The organism is Streptomyces sp. NPDC000151, from assembly GCF_040301705.1.
GTDB lineage: Bacteria > Actinomycetota > Actinomycetes > Streptomycetales > Streptomycetaceae > Streptomyces.
In genome coordinates, this window is the sequence record NZ_JBEPFC010000006.1 from 69,954 (window position 1) to 88,371 (window position 18,418).

The window sequence follows — 18,418 nt, forward strand, 5'->3', positions numbered from 1 at the left end:
TACATGCGGGGACAGCCGAGTGGTCATGTCGGCCCTTCTGAGTGTGTTGACGGTCGGTTGGCGGCGGCCTCCACATCGCGCAGCCATGCCTCGCAGGCGATGGTGCGTGCCAAGGCCGCAGGCGGAAGGCCGGGCAGGAAACCACTGGCGCACATGCGGCGCAACAGCGTGGGGTCGATGAGTCCCCGGGCGGCCAGCCGGGAGTCGTGGGTGAGCGTGAGCAGCTCCGCGCGGTGTGTGCGCAGGCCCTTGTACTCCAGCTCGTCCGCGCCGCTGCCGCCCTTGGTCGTACGCCGCAGGATCTCGTGAGGGACGATGCCCCGCATCGCCTCGGTGATGAGCGGTTTGAAACGCCAGGGTGTGGTGCGCTCATACGGCCGTACGGCCAGGCATGCCTCGACCACACGGTCGTCCAGCAGGGGTGCGGTCATCGGCAGGCCGTTGTCCGCCATCAGCCAGGCCAGCAGCCGGGCGTCCCGGCCGCTGCGGCGGATGCCTTCCAGCGTCTCGTGCTCTCCGCGGCGGTCCGCGAGCGGTTCACCGTCGGACTCGGCGGCAAGTGAACGGACCGCATCAGCGGCCCGTGGGGTGGCCCACGGAGGCAGGCGGGACGACAGGCCCCAGGCCAGGTCCTCGGTCGCGCTGGGCTGTGGTTGCGGTTGGGTGAGGCGGGACATCGTGGCGGTGAGCCATTGGGCGTAGTTCTGGCGATCCGCCAGCGCGGTCAGCGCGCTGCGCAGCGGCCAGCGGTAGGCGTATCGGTGGCCTCGCAGATGGTTCCAGGCCAGGCGAGGACGGGTGCGGGCGAGATCGTGCAGATAGTTCGGCGGGCACTCGAATACCTCGTCGCCACCGTGGCCGGTCAGGTGCATCCGCGAGCGCCCCGAGAGACGCCGCGCGACCTCCAGATTGGCGCTGCGGTCCTCCAGCCCCAGGAACGGCTCGTCCATTGCCGTACCGGGTGCGCTGACACCGTCGAACGGCATCGGGGCTTCGTCGTCGGAGACGGAGATCCACTCCACCTCGGGCAGGGCCGCCAGTGCCGTTTTCACCGAGTACGGGTCGTCATCGGTGGGATCGGTAGTGGAGAAGGTGAAGGCGGTGAGGTGGTCCGCCCGGCGTGCCGCCAGGAAGCAGAGGGAGGTGGAGTCCATCCCCCCGGACAGATCGCAGCTCAGCCTCCCGCCACCGCGTGTTGCGGCGGTGACTGCCGCATCGAGGGCTTCGCGTAGCCGCAGGGCTCCCTTCGCGAGGGAGAGGTCGGGGGTGGGCGGCTGCCACCATGGCACTACCGTGCCGGGCCGGGCGCCGCTGATGTGCACGTAGGCGTCCTCCGGCACGGCATCGACGCCGGTCCACAGGGACTGGCCTTGCAGCGGGTACGGGCCGTCGGGGACCAGCAGTCGGGTCGCCAGCTGGCGCTCGTCGATCCCCGTTCCCACCAGACGGGCGAGAACGTCGGCGCGGCTGGCGGCAAGATCGACCTCCCCGGCCCGCGCATGGAAGACGCGCCGGATACCGGTGATCGTTCCTTGGACTCGTAACCCGCTCGCATCAGCCGCCACGAGATGGCAGGACCCCGACAGTCGGGGCAGCAGCCGATCCAGGGCGCGCACGCTGTGCAGGGGCCGGATGGCCTCGGTCAGCTCCGCGCTGGTCACGGAACAGCGGCCGACCAGCGCGACCCGCACGGAGCCAGTGTCGGCGAGGGTGACGGCTTCGTCGTTCCACTGGCCCAGAAGCCAGGGTCGGCCGGAAGCGTAGTCGACTCGCCGGGTGTCGGACATGGTCGGTGATTTGGACACGGCGAGGGTGGCGTCGTGGTCGGGTAGGGCCACGAACCACACCTCGCCGTGCACCGACCCAGAGATATGGGTCATTGCGTTCCTATCGAGCTCAGTGGCTGTCCTTGCGGTAGCCGCCGTGGCAGGAGTCCCTGTGGCAGCAGTGGTACTGGCCTCGTGTCAGCTTGGTGAAGGAACCAACCTTCACCAGCGTCGGGATCTCGTACGTTGAGTTGCGCATCGTGCACCTCCCTCCTTCGATCTCGGCCGGGGGCCGCTGCACCAGGGCCGCAGGGCTTGCGCTTCCCCCCGCGCCGCCGTGTGTGCGGTCCTGGTGGGCGGCCTGTTGTGCGAAGCCACTGTCCATCGCCCAGCTACCCGTCCGCATGAGGCGGAGGTCCCGAGTGACGAGGGACATTGCCCGGAAGAGCGGGGCCCTGAGCGGGTGCTCAAATTCTGGCTACCGCCCGCTTGTTCGGTACCTGCCTGCAAGGGCTGACGTGGCTCCGGGAGAAGTGCCTGCGACGGTCAGGACCCTTGCCCCATGTGCCCGCCGACCAGGCGCACCAGTCTGGGATTACGGCGGGGCGCCGAGCTGCCCGATGAGATGGCCTCGGCGCCCGGCCGCCAATGGCAGAAGCCGGCACCGGTTCACAAACTGGCGCCGTGCCTCAGCAGCGAGCGCCCGGCGCGCCTGGGTCTGACGGATTCATTCGGGATCGATGTGCTCTCAGTACGGCAGTGAGCACGGCGCGATGCCTATCCCATGCGCGGGTTCGGTAGTTGAAGATGCGCGATCACGGCTGGCGCTCTGATTCGTGCAACAGATTCTTCGGCGGCCCTGCGTGCGCCTCCCTTGCCGCCGTTCGAGTCCTGGTTTCCATGAACCCCTTCAGAACCGAAGTCCTGTACCGGTCGGGCACTTTTCCCGAAGCGCCCGGGACATTGTGTATGGCTCCAGGGAGCGGAAGAACGGCAAACTGAAGAGATGACGGCCCGTGCTGTGGCATGGACGGCGGCGCTGTTGAGCGCTGCTGCGGTGGGTTTCGCGCTCTGGGTGAGTACCCTGCCCGGAGCCGGCGCGGTCGGGCCCGCCACGAGCACACGGTATGTGGCGGTAGTGGGCACCGCGGCCCTGCTGTGGGCTGTGACGGGTGCCGTCCTCGCCACCCTCCGCCCGCACAATGTCGTGGGGTGGATCGTGCTCGGCAGCAACGCTGCCTTGGTCCTCGGGCCCGCAGCATATGGTGGCTACGGAGCGATCGTGGCCGATCCGCCCTGGCCCGGCGCCTCTGCATCCGCCTTCCTCACCTGCGGGCTGTTCGTTCCTGGCTGGCTGATACCGCAGTCGGTGCTGCTGGCCGTGTATCCCGACGGCCGGCTGCCGGCACGCTGGTGGCGATGGCCGGTTGCCGGGGCGCTGATGGGGACGGCCCTGCTGACGGTCACCGCCGCCTTCGATCCGAGCACCTACCGATATTTCTTTCCGGGGCTCGAACCGCCGGTCCGCCTGCCCGGGCCGACCATCACCGTCCTGTTGATGGCCGTGTGCCTGCCTCTGGTGGCCGTATCCATGGTCACTATTTGGGCGGCAACGCTGCTGCGCCTGATGCGCGCGCAGCCGCCGCACCGTCAGCGACTGGCCCTCTTGGTGAGTGCGGCCGCACCGACCTCCCTCGCCAGCACCATCACAGTGGGGCGGCTGAGCGAGGAAGCGGCGCTCGTACTCGCCGCGTTATCTTGTTTCTTGCCGGTCGCGGTGGCCATCGGGATGCTGCGCTACCGGATGTCCGCCGTCGAGATCCTGCTGCGTCGCGGTCTGGTCTACGGTTTGCTGACTGCCGCCATCATCCTTGTGTACATGGCCATCAGCGCCCTGGTGGGCGCCGCTTTCGACCGGCGGCCGCTGCCCGGTGTCGTGTGCGCCACTCTGGTCACCATGCTCTTCGCGCCGGCTCGGGACCGGCTGCAACGGGCTGTCGAGCGCTTCGTGTACGGCGCACACAGAGATCCTCTGCGTGCCATGACACATTTGGGCAGACGTGTCGCAGCAGCAGAAGAGACCGACCTCTTGCCGGCCGCGCTCGTCGCCATCATGCAGTCGGTACGCTCGTCGGGAGTCGCCGTCCTGGCGCCTGACGGGCGGTTGCTGAGCGCCGTGGGGAGCCCCGCGACCGGGCAGGCTCTCCCTCTGCGCGTCGGCGGGCGGGACGTCGGCACCTTGCGCCTGGATCCCCCGTACGCGCGTAGGTACTACACTCGCTCGGCTAGACAGCTACTCCAGGCGCTCTCCTCCCAAATAGCCGTACTCGTACTGGCCTTGAGCCTGACGGAGGCTCTCAAACACGAGCGGGACCGCGTGTACGTAGCCGTTCGCAGCGAACGCGTGCGACTCCGTCACGACTTGCATGACGGACTCGGCCCCTCATTGTCCGGCGTCGGCCTCGGGCTGCAGGCGGTCACCGACCTCCTCAACAGCAAGGACGACTCCCGGTGCCAGGTGTTGCTGCTCCGTATCCGCGCCGAAGTGGACGCCGCAGTGCAGGAGATCCGCCGCATAATCGACGGTCTCCGACCGGCGGTGCTGGACGCGGTGGGGCTCGTCGCCGCCATCCACCGCCAGGCCGGGACAATAGAACCAGCCCTGCCCGTCAAAGTCCTCGCGGAGGAACTTCCCGACCTGCCACGGGATGTGGAGGCCGCCGCCTACCACATCGTGACAGAAGCCCTGACCAACTGCGTCCGCCACGCGCACGCCCACAGTGCTGTCGTCACGCTCGCGGTATCCGCCGATCCCGAGGCCGGGGACCGAGCTTCGTTGCACATCACCGTCGCGGACGACGGCACCGGAGTAGGTGACGCGCTTCCGGGCGTCGGTCTGACGTCCATGCGGCGACGAGCCGCGGCGCTCGGCGGCACGTTCGCCGTCGACGCCGGCTGGCCTGGAACCGTGGTCACCGCCGTTCTGCCGCTGGAGGCGACATGACCGAACACCCTGCCGTGCGCGTGGTCATCGCCGATGACCACCCCATGTTCCGATACGGGCTGGCGGCGGCTCTGGCCGCGGCTCCTGAAGTCGAGGTCATCGGCGAAGCGGCCACGGGTGACGACCTGCTTCTCGTTGTTGACCGTACCGTTCCGGATGTCGTGATCACCGACCTGGCCATGCCAGGCTTGGACGGGGCTGCGGCGACGGCTCGAATACTCGCCCGCCATGCCAGTACCGGCGTGCTCATCCTCACCATGCATGAGGAGGACAAAGCTCTGTTCGGCGCTCTGCGCGCGGGAGCCGGTGGGTATCTCCTCAAGGGCGCTGACCGCCAAGAGATCATCCGTGCCGTGTTGGCCATCGCAGCGGGCAACGCGGTCTACGGGCGGCCCGTGGCCCGCCGCATCGCCGCCTTCTTCACGAGCGCGGAACAGGAATACGCCGCCCAGGTCTTCCCCGAGCTCACTGAACGCGAACGGGAGGTACTGCGCCTGATAGCCACCGGTTGCGGCAACCACGAAATCGCCCGCCAGCTGTACCTGTCCGAGAAGACCGTACGCAACCACGTCTCCGTGATCCTCACCAAGCTCGGCGTGAACAGCCGAGCCGCCGTCGTGGCACGAGCCCGGGACGCCGGCCTCACGTGATCGGCTCCTGCGCAGTGCGTCATGACTCCGGTGGGAGCCGGAAGAGCAACCCCATACGGGAGCTGATGCCGAGCTTGGGATAGGCGTTGCTGAGGTCATACTCGATGGTCTTGGTGCTGAGGACGAGTTCCCGGGCGATCTGGCGGTTGGACAGCCCGCGCGCTGCGAGTCGCTCGGCCGCGGGCCGTCAGCTCTGTTTCACACCGATCCACATACGGTGTGGGTTGAAGTCGGTGGAACGTCTCCCGGGCGGCTTCGAGCTGTCGGACCGCTGCACGGCGTTTGCCGGCGCGGCGCAGAAAGGCGCCGTAGGCCAGGCGCAGTAACGCCTGCTCCCACGAGGGTTTCACCGCGCTCGCAGTGCCTCAAGCCCTCCTGGAAGGCACAGTCAGCGGGACAGCAGGGCACCGACTACGACCGCGAGCCCTCACGCGCCGAGTCATACGCAACGTTCGAGCGCCCAGGGCCGCGGCGGCCGGGCGTATTCGCTGGTTATTGTCCGAGGTGCACCGTCCCGCCACCTCTCACCCTCCGATACGGCGGCCGTACACCAACGCTGCGCCCCTCCCTCAGGGCCGGCCGGACGGCTGCGGGGCCTGGGCGAGCGGCGCGTGCACAATGGCACTCTTATTCGCCTCGGGGATCAGGCCGTACGCGAGGATCGCGGAGGCGTCGATCCGGCCCGGCGGGGCCGGGTCGGTGGGCATCCACGTGATCCACTCGCGTTCGAGGTCGGTGAATACGCCCCGGAACCGAATCTTGTCCTGGACCATCAACTGTGCGACCGGCTCCGCCCTGAGCAGCTTGCCTTGCTTGGCCCGCACCGGCTGAACCGCCGGCATCAGCTTCTCCTTCGGGATCTCGCCGTCGTTCTGCAGCTTCTCCCACACGGTCTGAATGGCCAGACCGCACATGTCCCGGCCGAAGTTCCACTCGACGTAGATGATCGCCGCGTCCGTCTCGTGCGCGAGGAGACAGGCCGCGGTGGACCAGTCGGCCGACGACACCGGCGCCGATACCTCGCGCGTGACCCACACGCGGCCGTCGTCGCCGAGGAAGCCACCGACGACGCCGACGACGTCGCGGCCACCGCCGGACGGGTCGATCGCCACAGCGATCTTCTGAGCCTCGACCTTGCTGCTCGTGTCCAGGAGCAGGCGCAGCAGCTCCTCGGAGACCAGCGCGCCCTCTGCGGGCTGCGGGTCGCCCTGGTACAGGGCGTGCCGGTACCCGGTTGATGGACGTCTTCTTCAAGCCCGACCACCACGTCCGTAGCGCCGGCTTGCCCCGGGTGGGGATCTTCGGGTGCGACAGCGGCTCCCCGTGCTCCCGGACAAGTGGATGGGGCCCGAACTTGGGGTCGGCGAACGCGGGCAGGTGCACGACCTTCCACCGGCCGCCGTCCTCGGCGCGGCCCTCCTCCTGCAGCCGTCGGCCGGCAAAGTCGTCCGGGTGCCACCTGGTCCGGATCGCCACGACGGCGTTCCGGTCGGGCTGTAGACGCGTAGGCGCCGTCGACGAGTACCACTCGTGCAGCGCGCTGCACGCGGCCTGCGACTCGGCGTCAGCGCGACCCTTGTGCGGTTCGTCCGTCCACGATCAGCAGGTTCACCGAGTGGCCGGTCAGACCCCCGAGCCCGTGAGGGGCCGTGGGCGAGAGGTGTGTCAGCCTTCGGTCTTCTTGCCGGAGGCGGTCAGGACGTACCACTCGGCGCCGAACTGGTTGAGTTCCTGCCCGTTGGTGTCACCGGGCTTCTTGTCGCCCGCGTAGTAGTAAAGCGGGTGGTTGTTGTAGGTGACTTCGGTGGTGCCGTCGGAGCGCTTGGTCGAACCGAGGAGCCCGGCCTTGATGCCCTTTCCGGCGTGGGGTTCGCCGGCGGTGGTCAGCGGGGGCCACGCGGCCGCGCAGGTGCCCGTGCAGGTCGACTTCTTCGACTTGTCGGCCTCGAAGAGGTAGAGCGTGCGGCCCTTGGCGTCCGTGAGGATCTTGCCGTACTTGCTGGAGCCGAGCGACACGGTGGCCGGGCCCTTTGGCGTGCCACTGGGAGCAGCCGTACTGGCCTTCGTGGCGTGCGTAGGCGTGGCGGACGGCTTCTCGCCCTTGCCACTGGAACAGCCGCTGGTGCCGGCGGTGAGCAAGGCTGCGGCCACTGCGCACGTGGCCGCCATGGCGATGCGCTTCATGAGGGTTCCTCCGTCGCCGACTGTCGTCGGGCGGCGCCGCCCGGACGGCGGTGCGCTTCTTCTACTACGGAACAGCCCAACGCGTCTGTCAATCCGGGTGGGCCATTCAGCATGCCGGACGGCAACAACCCGGCCACGGCGTACTGACGGCCGCCGCGCGGTCCGTGACGAGTGGGCCGCTGGCCGAGCTGTCGGGGTGTTCATTTTTGGCTGTCGTCCGCGGGTGCGTGTGGTGTGCGGCGACCGGTGATGAGTACGGCCATCGGGCCCACCGCCAGGAGTATCGGTCCGACCGCCAGGAGCAGGGCGAGGGCCGCGTAGCCGTAGGTGAGGGTGGCCCATGTCGCGATCGTGGCGACGAGGAGGGGGCCGCCCGCGTCGCCGAGTTCGCGGCCGAGTTCGGCGGAACCCATCGTCTGGCCCAGGCGTTCAGGAGGTGTGGACGTAGCCAGGGCGGCGAAGCCGAGGGGGGTGATCAGGCCGGTGCCGATGCCGATCAGTGCCGCGGCGAGCAACATGCCGGCCAGTCCGGGCAGCATCGCGCAAGCCAGGCCCAGAGCCGTGGTCAGCAGGCCGATACCGATGCCGGTGCGCGCGGTGAGGCGACCGGCGTCCAGCGCCCGTCCGGCCCTGGGCTGGACGATCGCCGCGCAGGCGGCAAGGGCGGAGACCGCCGCGCCGGTGGCGACGGTGCCCAGACCGGCCGCCGCGCCGGAGACGGGCAGGAAACCGACTCCGGCCGAGAGCGCCGCGGTCGCGCCCGCCAGGGCCGCGGTGGGCTTCAGGAAGACCGGGTCGGTGAGACGCCTGGCCAGGTCGGCGACGGTCTGCCGGGTGCGCGGCAGCGGCGGCACGTGGGGTACGACGAGTGCGGCCCACACCGCGACGGCCGCGGCGAGCAGCGACAGTACGGTGAACAGCAGCCGCAGCCCGCCGGCCCGGACCAGTACGCCGCCGAGCAGCGGACCCAGGGTGTAGCCGATGGACTTGTAGAAGCCGTAACTGCCGAACGCCCGGCCGTGCTTGGCGGCCGGATTGAGCCGGGCGACCAGCGCGGAGGCCGAGGGTGAGAAGGCGGAGGCGGCGGCTCCCTGCCCGAGGCGGGCCGCCCAGAGCATGCCGGGGCTGTCCGCCACCGCGTACAGCGCCGAGGCCGCCGCGAAGGCGAGCAGTCCGCCGAGGAGTACGGGGCGCGCGCCGATACGGTCCGCGAGGGTTCCGAAGAGCGGCTTGAGGAGTACCTCAGCGCCGTCATAGAGCGCGAGCAGCCCCCCGAGGACCATGAGTGAGGTCACCGCGTCCCCGGAGAAGCCGCCGAGGTTGGCCGCGATGCCGTGCGCGCCGAAGGCGGTGGTGAACGCGGCCGCGTACAGCGGCCACAGCATCCGGCCCGGCACCGGCTTGCCCGGCTTCGGCTTTCCCGGCACCGACTCCCCCGGCTTCGGCTTCGCCGGCTTCTTGCGCATCAGCTGTCCTCCGGAGTCCCGTGCAGGCGCGGAAGACCAGTTCCGTTCCGCCTGTTCCCAACTTACTGGCCCGGCTGCGGCAGGTAGGCCGTCCAGCCGGTCCCGCGGAGGCGGTGCGCGGTCCAGCCGTGGGCGTAGTGAGGGGGTGCGTGGCCTGTGGGGCGGAGCGCGGCGGTGGGTTCGTGCGTGGCGCGCCGCAGGAGGGCGTGCGTGGTCGTGGAGCGGTTGTTGCCGACGGTCTCGGCGGAGGCGCAGCCCGCGTAGTAAGCGACGGGCAGGGCGTGTTTGCCGGTGATCAGACAGGGGGGTCGCAGGCCGAGGGCGTGCAGGCGGTCGGCAGCGGTGCCGTAGCGGGCTGCGGTGATGCGGGCGTCGTCGGCGTTGTGGCGCAGTACGGCGTACTGGCCCGCCAGGTGCGCGGCGAAGAGCGCGGTGAGCAGGGCGGCGACGAGAACGCGCGCTGGGGCGTGGTGGATTGCTCCGATCGTACGGGCCGCGAGCGCGGCGATCGGTAGGGAGAGCAGCGCGTACGTGGGCAGGAGGAAGCGCGGCGCCGAGTAGTCGATGAGGAGGAGGTATTGGACGCTGACGGCGGCGGCGCAGGCGACCGGCAAGAGGGTGGTGGAAGGGCGGGGAGTACGCAACGCCACCGCGCAGGCGATCGCGGCCAGGGGCGGGAGAGCGAGCCACCACAGGGTGAGGGCCGGGTGCGGTGGCGGGCCGGGATGGCAGGGGCGGCACAGCAGCGGACCGTTGAGGCTGCGCAGGGCGTAGCCACCCGCCCAGTGGGCGCCCATGCCGCCCTCGGTCGCACTGGAGACGTGCAGCCGCGCGCCGATGCCGCCCCACCGTGCGTACGCCTCGACGACCCATTCGGCGCTGCCGAGTGCCGCTCCCGCGACGAGGGCGAGGGCGGGCGCCGGGCGTCGCCGCCAGCCCGGTACCACTGCCCAGGCGACCAGCAGCGACAGGGCCAGCCAGGCGCCGTCCGGCATACGGAAGAGGGTCGCGGCCGCCACGGCGGCGGCGAGGCCGACGAGGGTGCACCGCCGCGAGGCCACCGGAGAGGTGGCACGCAGGAACCAGCCGACGGCGGCCACGGTGGCCAGCGCCACCCACAGGTTCGGCATGGCCTGCGGGCCGTAGAGCACTGTGATCCACAAGCTGCCGAACAGCAGGGCGGCGAGCGCGGTGCGGTGCGCCCCCAGCAGCGGCCGCCAGACCGCGAAGGCCGCGTAGAGCGCCGCCGCGGACAGCAGCGCCAGGAAGACCCGGAGGGCGAGGGTGGAGCCGGACACCGCCAGCAGGGGCGCCGCCAGCAGGCTGATGCCGCGCGAGCGCGGAGCGCTGAACCAGGCGGCGGGATTCCGCGGGTCGACCTGCGAGACGTACACGGTCTCGTCCCAGCCCAGGCCGAGGTGCGGGACGGCCAGTGCGAGCTGGAGCGCGGCGTATCCGACGGCGACCAGGACGAGCCACGGGACGGTACGGGGTGGCCGACGCTCCGCCGGGCTGTGCGGCGGCGGTCGGACGGCTGTCAGCGCGGTCATGTCCTCCCCTTTCGGGGCGGCTGCCTTCGAGGCGACTGCCTTCGGGGCAACTGCTTTCGGGGCGGCTGCCGCGGTATGCAGGTCACCGCGGCGCTCGTGGTGCGGGCGGGGCGAGCGCTGTGGCCGGTGTGAGGGACCGGCGGGAGAGCCGACGTGCCGCCCGCAGCGCCGTACGGGCCACGCCCAGCAGCCGGAGACGGCCGGCGAGGCTCCGCAGCCGCGCGCGGGCGGCGGCACGTTCGCGTTCCCTGGCACGCTCGCGGCGGGTTTCCGCGAGCTCGGCGAAGAGCTGCTCGTAACGGTGGGCGATCGGCACCGGGTCGAAGCGGGCGGAGGCCTCCAGGGCGACCGCGCCCATCCGCCGGCGCTCCGCGTCGTCCGCGATGAGTTCGCACAACGCGGTGGCGAGCGCGTCCGAGTCTCCCACCGGTACGAGCCGCCCGTCGATGCCGTCACGGATGATCTCGGCGGGGCCGAGCGGGCAGTCGGTACTGACCACCGGTACCCCGCAGCGCATCGCCTCCACGATCGTCATGCCGAACGACTCGGCGTCGGAGGAGACCGCGACGATCGACGCCTTCGCGAACTCGTCCTCGATCGGCGAGTGCATGCCCATGAGCCGTACGGTTCCCGTCAGTCCGAGCTCGTCGACGAGCCGGGCGAGCCGGTCGTGCTCGGCGCCGCCGCCGTACAGCCGCAGCCGCCAGTCCGGGTGCTTGGCCGCGACCTGGGCGAACGCCTCGATCAGCAGGTCGTAGCGCTTGCCGGGGACGAGGCGCCCGGCCGCCGCGACGACCTTGGCGGTGCCGTCGGACGGGCGGACGGCCGGCTCGGGGATGCTGTTGGGGACGGCCAGCACGCGGACGCCCGGCAGCGGCATCCTGGCCCGGTATACGGCGGCGTCCGCCCTGGTCGTGGTGGTGAGCGCGTCCAGGCCGCCGTAGTGCCGGGCCAGGTCGGCGCGCAGCCGCTTGCTGTGGACGTCGTGGCTGAGGTGCTCCTGACCGATGCGCAGTGCGCGGCGTGGGCCGAAGCGGGCCAGGTAGACGTTGATGCCGGGCCGGGTACCGAAGATCACGTCGGCGTCGCTGTGCCGCAGGTACTCCTCGACCCGGGTGTCGATGAGCCGGTTGTACTGCCGGTAGCGCTTCTCTGTCGCGGGGAACACCCGCGAGGGCTCGGCGTACTGCGGATTCCGCAGGTCGGCGCTGTCCGCCCGGGTGTCCACCAGCGGGACGAGCCCGACCCGCGGGTCGAGGGCGAAGCGCGGGTGCGCGCGGTGCCGCATCATCGAGACGATCTCCACCTCGTGCCGGTCGGCCAGGGCGGCGGCGAGGTTGAGGGTGGTGCGAATGGTCCCGCCAATGCCGTAGGCGTTGTGCAGCAGAAAAACGATCTTCATTGGTGCCCTTCCAGCCGACTCGGCCACCACCATGATCGGTGGAGGTAAGCCGTCGGCAGGGAGAGGGTGAGAGCCGGGTAAGAAGACGGTCGGACTTCTGTGACAGCGTCCGTGACGCCCTCCGTGACGCCTTCTGTGACAGCCTCCCGTGACGTCTTCTGCGACAGCCTCCCGTGACGTCTTCTGTGACAGCACCGCAGAGCCGTGGCCTTGGCACACTGGCCGGGTGACGAACACCGTGCTGCTTGCCGAGGACGACCGAGCGATCCGTACCTCCCTCGAACGCGCCCTGACGCTGGAGGGCTACCGGGTCCTCGTCGTGCCCGACGGCGTCGGGGCGCTGGCCGCCGTGCACCGGGACCGCCCTGACATGATCGTTCTGGACGTGATGATGCCGGGCATCGACGGGCTGGCGGTCTGCCGGGTGCTGCGCGCGGAGGGCGACCGCACGCCGGTGCTCATGCTCACCGCGCGGGTGGAGACGGCCGACCGGGTGGCGGGCCTGGACGCGGGAGCGGACGACTACGTCGCCAAGCCGTTCGAGATCGAGGAGCTCTTCGCGCGGCTGCGGGCGCTGCTGCGCCGGGCGGCCCCCGACACCCCACCGACGGAGGACGGCCTGGTCGAGGCCGCCGACCTGCGGCTCGATGCCCACGCGAGGCGGGCCTGGCGGGGCGAGCGGGAGCTGGATCTGACCCGTACGGAGTTCAACCTGCTGGAGCTGCTGGCCCGCAACGCCGGCATCGTGCTGGACCACACCACGATCTACGAGCGGATCTGGGGCTATGACTTCGAACCCGGTTCGAAGAACCTCGCCGTGTACATCGGCTATCTCCGGCGCAAGGTCGACCTGCCGGACCGGCCGCCGCTCATCCATACTGTACGCGGTGTCGGCTACACCCTCAGAGAGGTGTGACCATGTCCTCGGGCGCGACGAGGCGCTCCGTCATGAGTACGCTGCTGCGCCGCCTGCCGTCGCCGCGCCGCAGCGTGCGCACCGCGTTCGCCGTCTCCTTCGCGGCCATGGCGGCCCTGGTGACCGTGCTCGTCGGCTTCCTGAGCTATGACGCGGCCGCCCGCATGGTGCGCGTGGACGAGCACGACGTCTTCCAGGGGGTCGTCCACGACCTGCGGCAACAGGTCGAACAGCAGCACCTCACCCCGCGGGACTACTACGGCTCCGACCCCGACCACGACGGGCCCCGTGACGACCTGACCCGGCGGATCCGCACCGATGTCCAGGTGCTCGGTCCCAGCGGCGGCGTCGAGGACCACGGCAGCCCGGCGCTGCCGGTCCTCGCCGAGGACCGCGAGGCCGCCGCCCACGACACGGCCGGAACCACCCGCCGGTACGTGACCGAGCTCGGCGACGACCGGTACCGCGTGGCCACCGTCGCGCTCGGCGGAGGACGCGGCGCGGTGCAGGTCGCCCAGCAGTTCAGCGACACCGAGGACCTGCTCGACAACCTGCAACGGCGCACCGCCGCGCTCACGGTGGCGGTCGTGCTCGCCACGGGCCTGGCCGGCTGGTGGCTGGCCCGCCGGATCACCGGACGCCTGGTACGCCTGACCGGCGTCGCGGAGACGGTCGCGGAGACCGGACGCCTCGACATGGCCGTGCCGGTCGCCGGCCCCGACGAGGTGGGTCGCCTCGGGCGCGCCTTCGACGACATGCTCGGCCGCCTCGCCCGCTCCGAGGAGGACCAACGGCGCCTGGTCCAGGACGCCGGGCACGAGCTGCGCACCCCGCTGACCTCCCTGCGTACCAACATCGCCCTGCTCCGCCGCCTCTCCGAACTGCCGCCGCGGGCCAGGGAGGAGCTCGTTGAGGACATGGCGGGCGAGGCGCGCGAGCTGACCGACCTGGTCAACGAGCTCGTCGAACTGGCCGCCGGACACCGCAACGACGAGGAACCGGTAGAGACCGCGCTGAGCGAGGTGGCGGAAAAGGCCGCGGCACGCGCCCGGCGCCGCACCGGCCGGGAGATCGTCGTCCAGGCCGACGACACCGTGGCCGAAGCGCGCCCCGGAGCCCTCCAACGGGCCATCTCCAACCTCCTTGAGAACGCGGCGAAGTTCGACGCGGACGGCACCGCCCCCGTCGAGGTCGTCGTCACCGGCCCGCGCATCGAGGTACGCGACCGCGGCCCCGGCGTCCCCGAAGCGGACCTCCCCCGGGTCTTCGACCGCTTCTACCGCGCCGACGCCGCCCGCAGCCTGCCGGGCTCCGGCCTCGGCCTCGCCATCGTCCACGAGGTCGCCACCGCCCACAACGGCACAGCCTTCGCCCACAACCGCCCGGACGGCGGCGCCACCATCGGCTTCACGCTCGGCACGGCGGTACGGCGCTGAGCGGGGCCGGTGAGCGGGGCCGGTGAGCGCGGCACGTTCTGTACTGAGCGACGTCACACGGAACAAAATGTCACACCGAACAAGGGGGCCACGTGACCGAGCGCAGCCGCAACCGCAACCGCAGCGGTCGGTGGAGGCCGAGCCGGCGTCCACAGGGCGAAGCCGTGACGCGGCGGCCGGCGCGTCGCCGCAGTAAGGCGGCGCGGCAGAATCAGCAGCTGGCGACCATCGCGTGCCTGGTCATAGCGGCCACCGTGCTCATCGCGGTCGTCCAGTGGCTGCTCCTCCACTGGTGGCTGCTTCTCCTGCTCGCGGTAATCGTTGCGGCGGCCGGCGGTTACTGGTTGCACCACCGGGCCCAGCAGGCACGGTGGGAGCGGATCCGGATGCAGGGGCTGCGCTATCAGCTGGCGCAACTGGACGCCCTGCACCACCGGCAGTTCGAGCACGCGATACGGGACCTGATGCACCGCGACGGCTGCCGGGATGCGGTACAGGTCGGCGGGGCCGGCGACAACGGCGCCGATGTGAAAGCAACCGACCCGTACGGGAGGCGGTGGGTCATCCAGTGCAAGCACCGCAGCGCCGGCGCGGCCGGCTCCCCCGTCGGCACCCCTGACCTGCACGTCCTCAACGGCACCGCGCGGCAGCTGCACGGCGCGGACGTGGTGGTCCTGGTGACCAACGGCCGGTTCACCGCCAAGTGCCCCCCGCTGGCGAAGTCCCAACGGCTGCACCTGGTCGACCGCCAGACACTCGCCACCTGGGCGGCAGGCTCCCGCCCCCTGTGGGAGCTCCTCCCCCGACTGCCCGCACCACGCAAGCCCGACTCACTGCCATAGCCCTGTCACTCGTGCCTCGTATGTGCGCCAGAGCCAGAAGCCGTACCGACTTTCTGGGTCGACCTGGAGACGGTCGCCGTGTTGCTGGGGCTCTAATTGCTGTGGGCCACCAGATCGTTGACCGTGTGGCCAGGCGTCAAGGCGTCCCGAGCAACATCTCGACGGCTGCGCGTGCATGGCGGGCTGGGGCTGGGTCGCCGCTGATGCCGGCGGTCACAATGGCTCCTTCGGCGAGCAGGAAGACCGGTTCAGCCACCGGCACCCCAGTGGCGTGGACCCACGCCGCAACCTGGTCGTGGAACTCCTGCTTGTGCGACCGGACTTCGACCAGTACCGCCTCGGACGTCGGGCCGAGTTCGCCATGGGCATTGACCCAGGCGCAGCCACGGAAACCCGGCTCTGCGAACCACTCCGCAAGCCAGTCGAAGATCGCGAGTACGCGCTCGCGAGGATCCGGGACCTGATCGACATGGGCGGCCAGGTCTCCCCTCCATCGTTGGTCGCGGCGTTTGAGCATCGCGACGACGAGGTCCTCCTTCGCCGCGAACAATCGGTAGATCCGCTTCAGTGGCAGACCAGACGCTGCGCGGACCTCATCCATTCCGACCGCCTGTATGCCTCGCTCATAGAAGAGCCTCTCCGCTGCGTCGAGCAGTGCCTCACGGTCCTGGCGGCTCCGTTCCTCGGTGATCGGGGCTGGCATCCGGGGCTCCTTGACGTTGAGAACGATCGTTCTCTAGCCTATGCCTTACCGGTGGAGAACGCACGTTCTCGCCAGGTCTCACCCTGAGAAGGTCTCACCCCGAGGGGGTCGCAGTGCCGGAAGAACGCCCGCCCTACCCGCCATTCACGCGGGAGACAGCCCTGCAGAAGGTCCAGGCGGCCGAGGATGCGTGGAACACGCGCGATCCCCAACGCGTGGCACTCGCCTACACGCCGGACTCGACGTGGCGGAACCGGGACACGTTCGTCAGCGGCCGCGAGGAAATCGTCGCTTTCCTGACGCAGAAATGGGAGCGCGAACAGGACTACGCGCTGCGCAAGAGCCTCTGGAGTTTCCACGAGAACCGGATCGCCGTCCGCTTCCAGTACGAGTGGCACGACGCCGACGGCCAGTGGTGGCGCAGTTACGGAAACGAGCTGTGGGAGTTCGAGGAGCGCGGTTTGATGGGACGCCGCGAGGCGAGCATCAACGACATCGCCATCACCGAAGCCGACAGGCGCATTCACGGCCCCCGGCCCATGGACGAGTACGGGATCGACATCCCACTCCGATAGCGCCCGCCACCACGCCACCTCAAGGTGGCCCGCCGCCACGCCACCTCTCTTCGATCAGGCAACGCCGTCAGAGCGCCCGACTTGATAGGCAAGCCGCCACTTGCCTATGGTGGATGATTATGACGGAGGATGTCTTCAAGGCACTCGCCGACCCAACCCGTCGGCGCATCCTTGATGAGCTGGTGGAACGGGACAGCCAGACCCTGTTCGAGATATGCGCACGGTTGGTGACCAAGCACGGCCTGGGGCTGTCCCGCCAGGCGATCAGCCAGCACCTGGCCGTACTCGAATCCGCGGGTCTGGTCGTTTCGCGGCGCCAGGGCCGCTACAAGTTCCACGATCTGAACACCGAACCTCTTGAGCGCATCGCGACCCGATGGCTCAGGCCCGACGCACCGGAGAGCACACCATGAGGATCCACCTGACCAGCGTCTTCGTCGATGACCAGGAGAAGGCCCTGCGTTTCTATACGGACGTGCTGGGCTTCGTGAAGAAGCACGACGTTCCGTTGGGTGAGGACCGGTGGCTGACCGTGGTCTCGCCGGAAGATCCCGACGGGACCGAACTGGTACTGGAGCCCTCCGGCCATCCTGCGGTACAGCCGTACAAGACGGCGCTGGTCCAGGACGGCATCCCGGCCACCGCTTTCGCCGTGGACGACGTACAAGCGGAGTTCAACCGGCTGAGCGGGCTCGGGGTGCGCTTTACGCAGGACCCGCTGGAGATGGGCCCGGTCACCACTGCGGTTTTGGACGACACCTGCGGCAACCTGATCCAGATCATGCACACCAAGTAAGGCGCCCCCCCCAGGCACCGGCCGCGATCCACTGGCGCCGGCCGGGGCCGGACCGGCAGCGAGGCGGCTTCGGCGCTGTGAGAAAGTGAGTGCTTCTACGCGACTGTCGATCGAGGCGTCAGCGCACTGGCCGGAGGTGGTCGTGAGCAGGGTGCAGGTGCAGGTGCAGGAGACACCGTTGGACGAGGAAACGGTGGTCTTCCTCAAGGCACTGGCAAGCGAGACCCGGCGGCGGATGCTGACGCATTTCTCGGGCACCGGCGAACTCACCGCCGGCGAGATAGCCGAGCGCAACGGCCTGAGCCCCTCCACCGCCTCCGAACATCTGCGCCTCCTCCATCGCGGCGGTCTGATCGACGCCCGTAAGGACGGGAAGCAGATCTACTACCGGGTCGCCGACGTCACACTGGACCAGCGCCTCTCCGCTCTGCAGGACTATCTCGATCACTGCCGCCTGCCACCCGCCCTTCCGGACGGTACCGACGCCTGCGCCGACAGCCATCAGGAGGCCGGCTCGGGCGAGCGGAGCCTCACGGACAGGACGTCGACCCGGCAGCGGCAGGCGGGCACCCATCACCCGGCCACGGGAGGGCGGGTAGCGGTCTGGGACCGCCTCAAGGCATCCGCCTCGGCGATGCAGGCCCAACTGGTCGCGCGCAAGCACGAATTGCGGAGCGGCGCGTTCCGCGACGCGAGCATGGCGATGTGCGCCCTGGTCGCTGCCGCCGACGGCATCATCGACCCCGCTGAGCAGGTCCGGGTCGCTCAACTCATCGCCACGAACGAGGTACTGCAGAACTTCGCCGCGGACGACCTGCAGCGCCGTTTCGAAGACAACCTCGACCGGCTGGCCCTCAATTTCGACCACGGGAAGACCACCGTCCTGCACGAGGTCGGCAAGGCGAAGAGGAAACCCACCGAAGCCCGCGCCGTCATCCAGATCGGCATCATCATCGGCGGCGCGGACGGCGCCTTCATCGAAAGTGAACAGGCCGTCGTCCGCGAAGCCTGCCATGCACTCGGGCTGGCCCCGCAGGACTTCGACCTGTGATTCCGGGCGTGGCCCTCAAGGCTGCCGCCCTGCATCAGTGCTCCAAGGCCACCCGCTCGCCGAGGCGGCCTGAGACA

General features: G+C 70.0%; 18 protein-coding genes and 1 pseudogene. 10 read left to right on the forward strand and 9 right to left on the reverse strand.

Annotated features, from left to right (window positions below):
* Positions 1–23: 23 nt before the first annotated feature.
* Positions 24–1,880 (reverse strand): asparagine synthase-related protein, encoded by a 1,857-nt coding sequence (locus ABT381_RS03730; protein WP_351587224.1) that lies wholly within the window; start codon positions 1,878–1,880, stop codon positions 24–26.
* 16 nt (positions 1,881–1,896) lie between these two features.
* Positions 1,897–2,025, reverse strand: coding sequence for a keywimysin-related RiPP (locus ABT381_RS03735; protein WP_351587226.1), 129 nt, complete (start codon positions 2,023–2,025; stop codon positions 1,897–1,899).
* A gap of 747 nt (positions 2,026–2,772) precedes the next feature.
* On the opposite strand from ABT381_RS03735, the gene ABT381_RS03740 reads away from it, so the two are divergent.
* Both ABT381_RS03740 and ABT381_RS03745 read left to right on the forward strand, forming a co-directional pair.
* Complete coding sequence (locus ABT381_RS03740; RefSeq protein WP_351587228.1) at positions 2,773–4,770, forward strand: histidine kinase; 1,998 nt, start codon at positions 2,773–2,775, stop codon at positions 4,768–4,770.
* A complete protein-coding gene (locus ABT381_RS03745) occupies positions 4,767–5,420 on the forward strand; it encodes a response regulator (protein ID WP_351587230.1) in 654 nt (217 codons plus the stop codon). Before ABT381_RS03740 ends, ABT381_RS03745 begins: the two co-directional genes overlap by 4 nt.
* Before the next feature lie 19 nt (positions 5,421–5,439).
* On the opposite strand, the gene ABT381_RS03750 is transcribed toward ABT381_RS03745, so the two are convergent.
* From ABT381_RS03750 to ABT381_RS03775, 6 genes are all read right to left on the reverse strand, one after another.
* Positions 5,440–5,574 carry a LuxR C-terminal-related transcriptional regulator gene (locus ABT381_RS03750; protein ID WP_351587299.1) on the reverse strand — a complete coding sequence of 45 codons (135 nt, stop codon included), beginning with the start codon at positions 5,572–5,574 and terminating at the stop codon, positions 5,440–5,442.
* Between the two features lie 415 nt (positions 5,575–5,989).
* Positions 5,990–6,532 carry a hypothetical protein gene (locus ABT381_RS03755; RefSeq protein WP_351587232.1) on the reverse strand — a complete coding sequence of 181 codons (543 nt, stop codon included), beginning with the start codon at positions 6,530–6,532 and terminating at the stop codon, positions 5,990–5,992.
* Positions 6,533–7,085: 553 nt separating this feature from the next.
* Positions 7,086–7,604 (reverse strand): COG4315 family predicted lipoprotein, encoded by a 519-nt coding sequence (locus ABT381_RS03760; RefSeq protein ID WP_351587234.1) that lies wholly within the window; start codon positions 7,602–7,604, stop codon positions 7,086–7,088.
* Between the two features lie 200 nt (positions 7,605–7,804).
* On the reverse strand, positions 7,805–8,989 hold the full coding sequence (locus ABT381_RS03765) for an MFS transporter (protein WP_351587301.1): 1,185 nt from the start codon (positions 8,987–8,989) through the stop codon (positions 7,805–7,807).
* 143 nt (positions 8,990–9,132) lie between these two features.
* On the reverse strand, positions 9,133–10,620 hold the full coding sequence (locus tag ABT381_RS03770; RefSeq protein WP_351587236.1) for a hypothetical protein: 1,488 nt from the start codon (positions 10,618–10,620) through the stop codon (positions 9,133–9,135).
* An 82-nt stretch (positions 10,621–10,702) separates the two neighbouring features.
* The gene (locus ABT381_RS03775; RefSeq protein ID WP_351587238.1) at positions 10,703–12,022 is read right to left on the reverse strand and encodes a glycosyltransferase family 4 protein; all 1,320 of its coding nucleotides are present in this window, start codon (positions 12,020–12,022) and stop codon (positions 10,703–10,705) included.
* 226 nt (positions 12,023–12,248) lie between these two features.
* On the opposite strand from ABT381_RS03775, the gene ABT381_RS03780 reads away from it, so the two are divergent.
* The 3 genes from ABT381_RS03780 to ABT381_RS03790 all read left to right on the forward strand — a co-directional run bounded on the left by ABT381_RS03780 (position 12,249) and on the right by ABT381_RS03790 (position 15,216).
* On the forward strand, positions 12,249–12,938 hold the full coding sequence (locus ABT381_RS03780) for a response regulator transcription factor (protein WP_351587240.1): 690 nt from the start codon (positions 12,249–12,251) through the stop codon (positions 12,936–12,938).
* Between the two features lie 32 nt (positions 12,939–12,970).
* Positions 12,971–14,374: a sensor histidine kinase gene (locus tag ABT381_RS03785; RefSeq protein ID WP_351587242.1), complete on the forward strand. Its 1,404-nt coding sequence runs from the start codon at positions 12,971–12,973 to the stop codon at positions 14,372–14,374.
* Between the two features lie 164 nt (positions 14,375–14,538).
* Entirely contained in the window at positions 14,539–15,216 is a 678-nt protein-coding gene (locus tag ABT381_RS03790; RefSeq protein WP_467753756.1) for a restriction endonuclease, read from the forward strand.
* A gap of 136 nt (positions 15,217–15,352) precedes the next feature.
* Here the strand turns inward: ABT381_RS03790 and ABT381_RS03795 are convergent, their stop codons facing one another.
* Positions 15,353–15,919 carry a TetR/AcrR family transcriptional regulator gene (locus ABT381_RS03795; protein ID WP_351587244.1) on the reverse strand — a complete coding sequence of 189 codons (567 nt, stop codon included), beginning with the start codon at positions 15,917–15,919 and terminating at the stop codon, positions 15,353–15,355.
* Between the two features lie 113 nt (positions 15,920–16,032).
* Between ABT381_RS03795 and ABT381_RS03800 the strand changes: the two genes are divergently transcribed.
* The 5 genes and pseudogenes from ABT381_RS03800 (at position 16,033) to ABT381_RS03820 (ending at position 18,341) form a co-directional block, all read left to right on the forward strand.
* Positions 16,033–16,494: a nuclear transport factor 2 family protein gene (locus ABT381_RS03800; RefSeq protein WP_351587246.1), complete on the forward strand. Its 462-nt coding sequence runs from the start codon at positions 16,033–16,035 to the stop codon at positions 16,492–16,494.
* A gap of 119 nt (positions 16,495–16,613) precedes the next feature.
* Positions 16,614–16,907 (forward strand): ArsR/SmtB family transcription factor, encoded by a 294-nt coding sequence (locus ABT381_RS03805; protein ID WP_351587248.1) that lies wholly within the window; start codon positions 16,614–16,616, stop codon positions 16,905–16,907.
* Positions 16,904–17,290, forward strand: coding sequence for a VOC family protein (locus ABT381_RS03810; protein WP_351587250.1), 387 nt, complete (start codon positions 16,904–16,906; stop codon positions 17,288–17,290). Before ABT381_RS03805 ends, ABT381_RS03810 begins: the two co-directional genes overlap by 4 nt.
* Positions 17,291–17,483: 193 nt before the next feature.
* Positions 17,484–17,693, forward strand: a pseudogene (locus ABT381_RS03815) (ArsR/SmtB family transcription factor); the annotation flags it as partial.
* A 231-nt stretch (positions 17,694–17,924) separates the two neighbouring features.
* Positions 17,925–18,341: a tellurite resistance TerB family protein gene (locus ABT381_RS03820; RefSeq protein ID WP_351587305.1), complete on the forward strand. Its 417-nt coding sequence runs from the start codon at positions 17,925–17,927 to the stop codon at positions 18,339–18,341.
* Positions 18,342–18,418 lie beyond the last annotated feature (77 nt).

Coding starts and splice junctions, on each gene's coding strand:
- ABT381_RS03770 (WP_351587236.1), bottom strand. CDS start 10,620: ATGACCGCGCTGACAGCCGTCCGACCGCCGCCGCACAGCCCGGCGGAG.
- ABT381_RS03785 (WP_351587242.1), top strand. CDS start 12,971: ATGAGTACGCTGCTGCGCCGCCTGCCGTCGCCGCGCCGCAGCGTGCGC.
- ABT381_RS03775 (WP_351587238.1), bottom strand. CDS start 12,022: ATGAAGATCGTTTTTCTGCTGCACAACGCCTACGGCATTGGCGGGACC.
- ABT381_RS03820 (WP_351587305.1), top strand. CDS start 17,925: ATGCAGGCCCAACTGGTCGCGCGCAAGCACGAATTGCGGAGCGGCGCG.
- ABT381_RS03745 (WP_351587230.1), top strand. CDS start 4,767: ATGACCGAACACCCTGCCGTGCGCGTGGTCATCGCCGATGACCACCCC.
- ABT381_RS03760 (WP_351587234.1), bottom strand. CDS start 7,604: ATGAAGCGCATCGCCATGGCGGCCACGTGCGCAGTGGCCGCAGCCTTG.
- ABT381_RS03795 (WP_351587244.1), bottom strand. CDS start 15,919: ATGCCAGCCCCGATCACCGAGGAACGGAGCCGCCAGGACCGTGAGGCA.
- ABT381_RS03740 (WP_351587228.1), top strand. CDS start 2,773: ATGACGGCCCGTGCTGTGGCATGGACGGCGGCGCTGTTGAGCGCTGCT.
- ABT381_RS03765 (WP_351587301.1), bottom strand. CDS start 8,989: ATGCTGTGGCCGCTGTACGCGGCCGCGTTCACCACCGCCTTCGGCGCG.
- ABT381_RS03735 (WP_351587226.1), bottom strand. CDS start 2,025: ATGCGCAACTCAACGTACGAGATCCCGACGCTGGTGAAGGTTGGTTCC.
- ABT381_RS03810 (WP_351587250.1), top strand. CDS start 16,904: ATGAGGATCCACCTGACCAGCGTCTTCGTCGATGACCAGGAGAAGGCC.
- ABT381_RS03730 (WP_351587224.1), bottom strand. CDS start 1,880: ATGACCCATATCTCTGGGTCGGTGCACGGCGAGGTGTGGTTCGTGGCC.
- ABT381_RS03805 (WP_351587248.1), top strand. CDS start 16,614: ATGACGGAGGATGTCTTCAAGGCACTCGCCGACCCAACCCGTCGGCGC.